This is a genomic window from Leptolyngbya sp. FACHB-36, assembly GCF_014695955.1.
Lineage (GTDB): Bacteria > Cyanobacteriota > Cyanobacteriia > Leptolyngbyales > Leptolyngbyaceae > FACHB-36.
The window spans coordinates 1-8,316 of the sequence record NZ_JACJPG010000596.1 but is presented as its reverse complement, the minus strand read 5'-3'; the positions used below and the strand labels follow the sequence as shown (position 1 = coordinate 8,316).

Annotated in this window: 7 protein-coding genes and 1 pseudogene; 3 read left to right on the top strand and 5 right to left on the bottom strand. The window is 56.0% G+C overall.

Going from position 1 to position 8,316, the window contains the following annotated elements:
* Positions 1–435: DUF4149 domain-containing protein (locus tag H6F43_RS17595; RefSeq protein WP_190344014.1), on the top strand; the 435-nt coding region annotated here is incomplete at its 5' end.
* 103 nt (positions 436–538) lie between these two features.
* On the top strand, positions 539–1,321 hold the full coding sequence (locus H6F43_RS17590; RefSeq protein ID WP_190344013.1) for a hypothetical protein: 783 nt from the start codon (positions 539–541) through the stop codon (positions 1,319–1,321).
* Between the two features lie 58 nt (positions 1,322–1,379).
* Here the strand turns inward: H6F43_RS17590 and recR are convergent.
* From recR to H6F43_RS17570, 4 genes and pseudogenes are all read right to left on the bottom strand, one after another.
* Positions 1,380–1,976 (bottom strand): annotated as a pseudogene (gene recR / locus H6F43_RS17585) (recombination mediator RecR); the annotation flags it as partial.
* A 60-nt stretch (positions 1,977–2,036) separates the two neighbouring features.
* On the bottom strand, positions 2,037–2,387 hold the full coding sequence (locus H6F43_RS17580; RefSeq protein ID WP_190344012.1) for a histidine triad nucleotide-binding protein: 351 nt from the start codon (positions 2,385–2,387) through the stop codon (positions 2,037–2,039).
* A 50-nt stretch (positions 2,388–2,437) separates the two neighbouring features.
* Positions 2,438–4,723 carry a nitrate reductase gene (locus tag H6F43_RS17575; protein ID WP_190344011.1) on the bottom strand — a complete coding sequence of 762 codons (2,286 nt, stop codon included), beginning with the start codon at positions 4,721–4,723 and terminating at the stop codon, positions 2,438–2,440.
* Between the two features lie 10 nt (positions 4,724–4,733).
* Positions 4,734–6,401 carry a ferredoxin--nitrite reductase gene (locus H6F43_RS17570; RefSeq protein ID WP_190344010.1) on the bottom strand — a complete coding sequence of 556 codons (1,668 nt, stop codon included), beginning with the start codon at positions 6,399–6,401 and terminating at the stop codon, positions 4,734–4,736.
* 430 nt (positions 6,402–6,831) lie between these two features.
* Here H6F43_RS17570 and H6F43_RS17565 point away from each other — a divergent pair, with 430 nt between their 5' ends.
* Entirely contained in the window at positions 6,832–7,467 is a 636-nt protein-coding gene (locus tag H6F43_RS17565; protein ID WP_190344009.1) for a hypothetical protein, read from the top strand.
* A gap of 6 nt (positions 7,468–7,473) precedes the next feature.
* Here H6F43_RS17565 and map read toward each other — a convergent pair whose 3' ends face one another.
* Complete coding sequence (map, locus tag H6F43_RS17560; RefSeq protein WP_190344015.1) at positions 7,474–8,298, bottom strand: type I methionyl aminopeptidase; 825 nt, start codon at positions 8,296–8,298, stop codon at positions 7,474–7,476.
* Between the last annotated feature and the right edge of the window lie 18 nt (positions 8,299–8,316).

Below are 8,316 nucleotides of genomic sequence, written 5' to 3'. Positions count from 1 at the left end.
TGGTTAGGTGGCAGCCTGATCTTAGACTTGGTCATGATGCCCACGATGTACATCTCTGGAATGCTGTCACAGCCTGAATTCATTACAGCAGGCTATTCCCTGTTCTGGGTGTTCAACCGAGTTGAGCTTGTGAGCGCTGCGATCGTGCTAACGGGTGCGTTAGCGCTGCGCCTGACTCAGAAACCAATGGAGAGCACGGCTCAAACTCCGGTTCTGCTTGCCTCGCTCCTACTGGGCATTGCCCTCGCTTACACCTATAGCCTGACGCCACACATGAGTGCGCTAGGACTGCAACTGAATTTATTTGCTCCCACGTTGGAAACGCCCGCTGAGATGAACCTGCTGCACGCAGGCTACTGGAGTTTGGAAGCGCTGAAGCTAGGCGCAGCAGGGCTATTGCTCAAGGGAGTCTACCGCCGCTTAGGTCAAGCGTAGTGCGGTTAACTTCACGAATTAATTAACACGTCAGGCGTCCTCAGTCCCCCAGTGCAGGTATCCTATTAACGTACAAAGAATAACTTCCCCACAGGTCAGCACCGTGGCAAAGGCTTCTTCATTTCAGTGGCGACTGTTGATAAATCTGATCCAAACGGCACCGCTGCCGGACTTAGCGATCGAGCTACGGCGCATGCCAATTCAGCGCTGGTCACAATCGAGTGGATGGCTGCTGTTGACACTTGGCAGCGTTGCCCTACTGTACTGGAACGGCAGATTAGTGCTAGCAACCGGGGCGGGTGTCGCCATCATGATGCTGATTTACGTCATGCACGACTGGAAGCTAGACCTTCCCTTAGCGAACGTTCGCAAGTTTCTTAGCGGCTGGAATCAGCCAGTGTCGCTGGCGATCGGCGGTGGTGGACTGGCAGCGCTAACAACGTATTTGGCAGCCTCGGTTTGGCTGGAGTCGGACAGCCACTGGGTCGCGTCCGGTGCAATTTTACAGGGCGTCGGAACGCTAGCAGTGCTGCTATTACTCGTGTGGCAGCAGGTCAGCCGTCAGACGGAGCGGAAGCAGCAGAACCTTCAGCGCGCGATTTCAGACCTGACGCATGAGGATGCACTGCAACGGCTAATTGCAGTGCGGCAGCTCATCACAACCGTTCCTGACATGCGAGATAACCCGTTGCAGCGCCGAACCATTGTGGACTGCTTCCGTCTGTTAATCAGTCGCGAAGAGGACCCGATCGTGCGGGAAGCGGTGATGGATGGTCTGCAGATGATCGATCGCGCACAGCCGCTGAAACCAGCCACCCAACCTGCGCTAAAAATGACTGCAATCAAGCGCAGCGCTGTACGGCAAGAAGTGATTCATCGTTCATGACTAGCGTTCATTGGGAGGGCGGTCGTCCTCCCAGTCTTTCTTCCAATCTTTAACCCGTTTAATCCAATTCCCGCCGCCCTTCCAGCGCTCGTGCCAGCGTAACTTCATCGGCATACTCTAAGTCACCACCCATGGGCAACCCGAAGGCAATGCGGGTGACTTTGGTGAACGGCTTGAGCAGTTGACCCACATACAGCGTTGTAGTTTCGCCCTCCACGCTGGGGCTAATGGCGATAATGACTTCGTCAATTTTTTGCTGCTGCACACGGCGCATCAGTTGAGTGATGTGCAGTTGGTCGGGACCGACGCCATCCATCGGCGAAATCAGCCCGCCCAAAACGTGATACTTGCCTCGGTACTCGCGGGTTTTCTCCAAAGCAATCACGTCTCTGGAATCCGCTACGACGCAGAGGGTTGCGCTTTCCCGGTTGGGACCGCGACAAATCTCACACACGGGTTCTGCTGACAAATGAAAACAGACAGAACAGTAGCCCACCTGCGACTTCGCTTCCACGAGCGCCATCGCCAGAGCTTTCACTTCTTCCTCTGGGCGCTTCAGAATGTGTAACGCAAGCCGCTGAGCAGACTTGGGACCAATACCGGGGAGATGTTGAAGATGCTCGATTAAACGAGCGAGGGGGCGTGTGTAAACCGTTGGACTTCCTCCGAATCTGAATCTATTCTAACGAGTTGCGAGACGGGAGTGAGAACGAGGTCAGCCGGGGGGCCAGCTCAATGGGCGACCGCCAAGAATGTGTAGATGCAGATGGTTTACGGTTTGTCCGCCATCTAATCCGTTGTTAATCACAAGGCGATAACCGTTGCTGAGGCCAGCTTGGTCGGCAACCCGCTTGGCGGTAAGCAGCAAATGTCCCATAAGCGCATGGTCTTTTGATTCGGCGTCGGAGAGTTGAGCGATCGGCTGCTTCGGAATGACTAAAATGTGCACGGGCGCTTGGGGCGCAATGTCTTTGAAGGCGATCGCCAGATTGTCCTCGTAGACAATCTCGGCGGGAATTTCTTTGCGGATAATTTTGCTGAAAATGGTTTCGGTAGCGTCGCTCATGCGGTTCAACTAGCTCAGAGTGGCTAGTTGAATTTTATAGCGATTAGCGGTTAGCGATGAGTCTTACTGGATGAGAGTTCCGGAGACAGCGAAGATGAGGTACCCGCTTGAGCAGAGGCAACTGGTCGCAATTCAACAGCGAGTGGCTCAGTCGGAACCCGCAGCAGCTGCACGGCACAGGTTTTGAGTTCGGGTTGCAGTGAGTCAGGACAGGCATCGGCGTGAGTCAGAGCGTTTGCTTCTCCACCGTCCGCCCAGAGTGCGCCCCAGTGCATCGGCACAAATAGCGTGCGAGGCGCGATCGCCTCAGTCACTCGGACCGGAAACTGCGCCATCCCGCGCCGCGATCGCACCTCCACAAGATCGCCCGTCTGCACACCGAAATGCTTCGCGTCGATCGGATGGACTTCCAACCACGGTTGGGGATACATCTGGCGCAGTTTCTCAATCCGCCCCGTGCGCGTTTGCGTGTGCCAGTGCCCATACACCCGCCCCGTAATCAGCACAAACGGATACGCCTCGTCGGGTGGTTCCGCTAAGCCGCGAGCGTGATAGGCCGCGAAGCGGGCGCGTCCAGTAGGCGTGGGGAAGCGGCGATCGGTGTAGAGACGAGGGGAATGTTGAGCTTTGGATTTTGAATTTTGAATTGAGTCCGCTAATTCATCATTCATCATTCCTAATTCAACATTTCTGTCTGAGTTGCCCCACTGAACTGGACCCTGATGCCGCAGACGATCGTGACTAATGCTGCTCATGTCGCAGGGGCGACCGCGGGTGAACTGGACGAATTCGGCATAGACTTCAGCGGCGTCCGTGTATGGAAACTGATCGGCAAAGCCTAACCGCCGCCCGACTTCCGCAAAGATTTTCCAGTCGGGACGAGCTTCGCCGATCGGGGAACGAAAAGCGGAGCAAAGCGTGACGACTCGTTCGGAGTTGGTCATCGTCCCAGTTTTCTCGCCCCACGGAGCGGCAGGAAGCAGCACATGCGCGAAGGCGGCGGTTTCCGTCGGATAGTATGCCTCCTGATAGATCGTGAACGGAGATCGGCGCAGAGCAGCGTGCGATCGTGCCAAATCGGGAAGGCTGACGGCGGGATTTGTGGCGGCAATCCACAGCACCTCTACCTCACCTGCCTCTAAGCCTGTGATGATTTCCCAAGCGGTGCGACCGTGGCGCGGTGAGATGCGTCCGGGGGGCAACTGCCAAAAGCGCTCGACCTCAGCCCGATGGACAGGATTGTTGACAAACCGATAGCCCGGAAGCTGCGTTGCCGATCCGCCAACTTCTCGACCGCCCATTGCGTTCGGCTGCCCCGTGAGCGAAAACGGACCCGCTCCAGGTTGACCCACTTGTCCCGTCATTAAGTGCAGATTGATCAGCGTCCGAATTTTGGCGGTGCCCTCGATCGACTGGTTCAGACCCAGCAGCCACAGCGACAGCACGCGCTTCGACTGGCTCCAGTATCGGGCGGCAGTCTCTAGCTCCGCCACCGGAATTCCGCAGCGCTGGGCGACCAGATCCGGTGGATAGTGCTGCACCACCGTAGCAAAGGCAGAAAAATTTTCGGTGCAGTCGTTGATAAATTCGTTGTCGATCGCGCCCCACTGCATGAGCAGGTAGGCAATACCGTTGAGCAAATCGATATCTGTGCCGGGACGAATCGCCAAATGCAGATCTGCCGCTTCTGCCGTTTGCGTCCGGCGCGGATCGACAACGATCAGCTTGACGTGAGCGTGTTTCTTGCAGTGTTTGTGCAGGCGATTGAACACGATCGGATGACACTCCGCCGCATTGGTGCCAATTAGAAACGCACAGTCCGTTAGCTCCAGATCCTCGTAGCAGCAGGGCGGACCATCGGAGCCAAAGCTTTGTGTGTACGCCGTGGCAGCCGACGCCATACACAGGCGCGAGTTGGAATCAAAATTGTTGGTGCCCAAGCAGCCTTTAAGCAATTTTTGGGCGACGTAGTAATCTTCGGTGAGGGATTGCCCAGAGCCGTACATACAGATGGCATCAGCATCGCGCACTGCCTGAATTCGCTGCACAATTCGATCGAGCACCTCATCCCAACTGACCCGCTGAAACGGCTGATCCAGCGAGTCCCGCATCATCGGGTACTTCAGGCGATCGCGGTCCATTGCCTCGGTTACCGTTGCGCCCTTAACACAGATCATGCCCTGACTTGACGGATGGGCGCGATCGCCCCGCACCTTCCACATCGGAGCGCCTGTGGCATCGCGCTGGGTTGCCTGACCCGATCGCGCGGGTGGCAGCACCTCCAAACCACAGCCCACTCCGCAGTACGGGCAGAGGGTTTTGATTGCATCCGCCATGATTCATCCCTCAGGCATCGCTGACTGGATCAAACGCTGCCGCAGGCGGAATGAAATAGCCGTCGTGACGCGGCTGGGCACCGAAGTGCTCGACCAGCAACTCGCGCAAAACTGGCTTTAAGTCGTCGCAGGGAATCGACTGCTGCACGCGCTTGCCTAACTCGGCACCGCTGCCCACCTTGCCGCCCATCCAAATGTCCACGGCTTCAACGACCTGCCCATTTTTTCGTCCCTTCGTTCCCATCAAGCCAATGTCCGCCACCTGCGGCTGTCCACACGAGTTGGGGCATCCGGTCCAGTGAATCCGCACCGGATGCGCCAGGGTGAGTTCTGCCTCTAGCGCCTTGATCATGGCGAGAGCGCGGTTTTTCGTTTCGATCAGCGCAAAGCCGCAAAACTGGCTACCCGTGCAGGACACCAGCCAGCGCGACACGTTATCGGGGTTGACCGTGAACTGTTGCAGCAGTGGCTCTTGCAGCAGCACGTGCAGCCGCGAGTCGGGCACATTGGGAATGATCACGTTCTGCTCGACCGTCAGCCGGATTTCGCCGCTGCCGTACACGTCCGCCAGTCGCGCTAGCTCAAACATCTCGTTGGCGTACAAACGACCGATCGGCACATGCAGCCCGACATAATTCAATCCCGGCTGTTTTTGTCGATGCACGCCAATGTGGTCGCGTTTGTCTAGCGTCACTTCGTCGGTTTCAGCGGCTGGCTCTAGCGGATGCCCAAGCTGCTGCTCGACGCGCGATCGAAACGTCTCAATGCCCCACTGATCGATCAAGTACATCAGCCGCGACTTCTGCCGATTTGCCCGCAGTCCGTGGTTGCGATACACCAGCAAAATCGCTTCGCACAGCGCCACAACCTCGTCGGGTGGCACCCACGCATTCAGCGGCACGGCGTCTTGATACCGCTTGGGGGAAAACATGCCGCCCACAATCACGTTAAATCCGATCGCCCCATTCTTGTACGCGGGAACGAATGCTAGATCGTTGGTTTCTGCATGGATAGAATTGTCGCGGCACCCAGCGATCGCAATATTAAACTTGCGCGGCAGGTTGGTGAACGCAGAATTGCCCGCGCCCATATCTGTGATCATGTCCTGCACGCTACGGACAATTCCGCGCGTGTCAATCAGTTCATCCGCCTCCAGCCCCGCTACCGGAGAGCCTGTGACATTGCGAACGTTGTCTACGCCGCTTTGCACGCTGGTCATGCCTGCCTGCTCGAACCGTTGAAAGATATCAGGGACATCTTCGATTCGCACACCGCGTAGCTGCATATTTTGGCGTGTGGTGATGTCAGCGTTGCCCTCGTCGCCGTATTTCTGCACAATTTCTGCGAGGACTCGCAGGTGGCTGCTGGGCAAAATTCCGTTTGCGACGCGCATCCGCAGCATAAACCGTCCGGGCGTCACGCTGCGATAGAACAAGCCCAGCACGCGCAACCGGAAATCTCGATCGGCGTCTTCGATCGCCTCCCACCCGATCTTGGCAAAATGCTCTAGCTCGTGCTTCAGCACCAAGCCGTCTTTCTCGGCTTTGATCTTCTCAAACTTGTTCTGAGTTTTTGCAGGCGGTGCCTCGGTTGTCAAATTCTCAAATTTGCCTACGGCTTCAGTGTCGGTTAGATTCTCCGCTGCACTGGCGGCTCTTACCGTGTCAGATACCTCCATGATTCTGCCCCCTGCGGCTAATGAAACTGGCGCAACTACATGCCTTCGCCAGGTAAAAAAGGTGTGACGCGATCGTCCTAGCGCTAAAACACCTTTTAAGGGTATTGAGTTGAATCAGTGGTTTCGGTAGAGCCTGCTACAAATCAGAACGTTGCATTGAGGAATCTATCTTAGGGGGAGTATGAGCGCTTAAGTCGCGCTGGCTGAATCAAGCAGCCCAAACAGCCGTAGTGGTGGTCTTAACGAAGCAAGAAAACCTTGCCTGACAGAGTTGCCTCAGCTACTTGAAGCTCCAGTCGATTTTCGAAAGGTTTGTCATAATAAGAAATTAATTGTCCGCCAAGGTTCTTGACAGCCTGCTCGTCTAGATCCTGCTCGATCGTGGGTTTGCTCGATCGTAGTTTCGCGCTTAACTTAGCCCTACACGTCCATGACCGGACCAGAACTTGACGCCATTCTGCAAGCCGCATTGAGTCAGTGCGAGGCAGCAGATTGTCCGCTGAGCGAGGAACAGCAGCAAATTGTCAAGCGAGTTTTGAAAACGTCAATTCTAAATAGCGCTGGACTCATCGTCGAAATTGACGACACTGATACAGAGAATCCACTCGATCGCCTCACACCCGATGAGCGGCAGACACTACTGGAATTTGTGCGACAGCAAGAGAGCCAGAATCAGCCCTGGAAGATTACGCTGCTAAACGATTGGCTACAGGGCAGAGAGTCTGGCGCAGTACAGTTCATTCGAGAGCGCTATGGGATGCAATGGTTCGATCGCGTTAAGCCCGTACATTTAGCAGGCTATGAGGACGCGGTGCAAGGCGACGTTCTAAAACTGAAAGTAGGCGATCGCATTGAGGTCACAAACGGCTTGTGGGAATGGGTGCAGGAATCGGGACCCTGTAGCCGCGAGTGGTTTCCCTGCACGGTTGTCAGCGTCCGTGAGCTAGGCTCTGATATGCAAAGGCAGCGCCGCACAAGCTGCGTGATTCGGTTCGACAGCGGTGCCGAGTACGAGATCCAGGGCATTTACGACTGGAACCGTCCCAACTGGCGCTGGATGCCGTAGTTTAATTTAAACCTGAGTCCGATCGGTGAGGATCTCACAGCCAGTTTCCGTCACGAGAACGGTGTGCTCAAACTGCGCAGACAGGGCATTGTCTACTGTGACGACCGTCCAGCGATCGTAGAGCGTGCGCGTGAACTTAGACCCTGCGTTGATAATGGGTTCGATCGCCAGCGTCATCCCTGCCCGCAGTTTAACGTTGGGCATATCGTGGGTGCGGACGTTGAACACCGAAGGCTCTTCGTGCAGGTTGCGCCCCACACCGTGTCCCGTAAAGTCTTCTACAACCGTGAAGCCAGTTGACTGCACGTAGTCTTGAATTGCGCCCGCCAAATCTAGCAGATGCGCGCCTGCCTTTACCTGCTCAATGCCTTTGTATAAGGCTACTTCAGCCACTTGAATCAGTCTTGCTGCTTCAGACGAGACATCACCAACCGCGATCGTGATGCAGGAATCGCCGTGAAAGCCCTGATAGTATGCGCCTGTGTCTACCTTCAGCACATCGCCTTCCCGAATCACCTTCTTGCGGTTGGGAATGCCGTGGACAACTTCGTGGTTGACGCAGGCACAGATCGACGCCGGAAAACCGTGATAGCCCTTGAAGCTCGGCGTCGCGCCCATTTCGCGGATGCGCTGTTCGGCGTAAGCATCTAGGTCTGCCGTTGTCATTCCGGGCTGCACTCGCTCAGAAATCTCTTTCAGCACCGTCGCCACAATCTTTGCTGACTGCCGCATGATCTCGATTTCTTGCGGAGACTTAATCTCCACCCCGCGACGCTGACGCTTTGGGGCGGGTAGAGCAGGCTTGTTCAGCAAGTGGCTAAAAATATTCATGCGCTTATGGGGGCGATC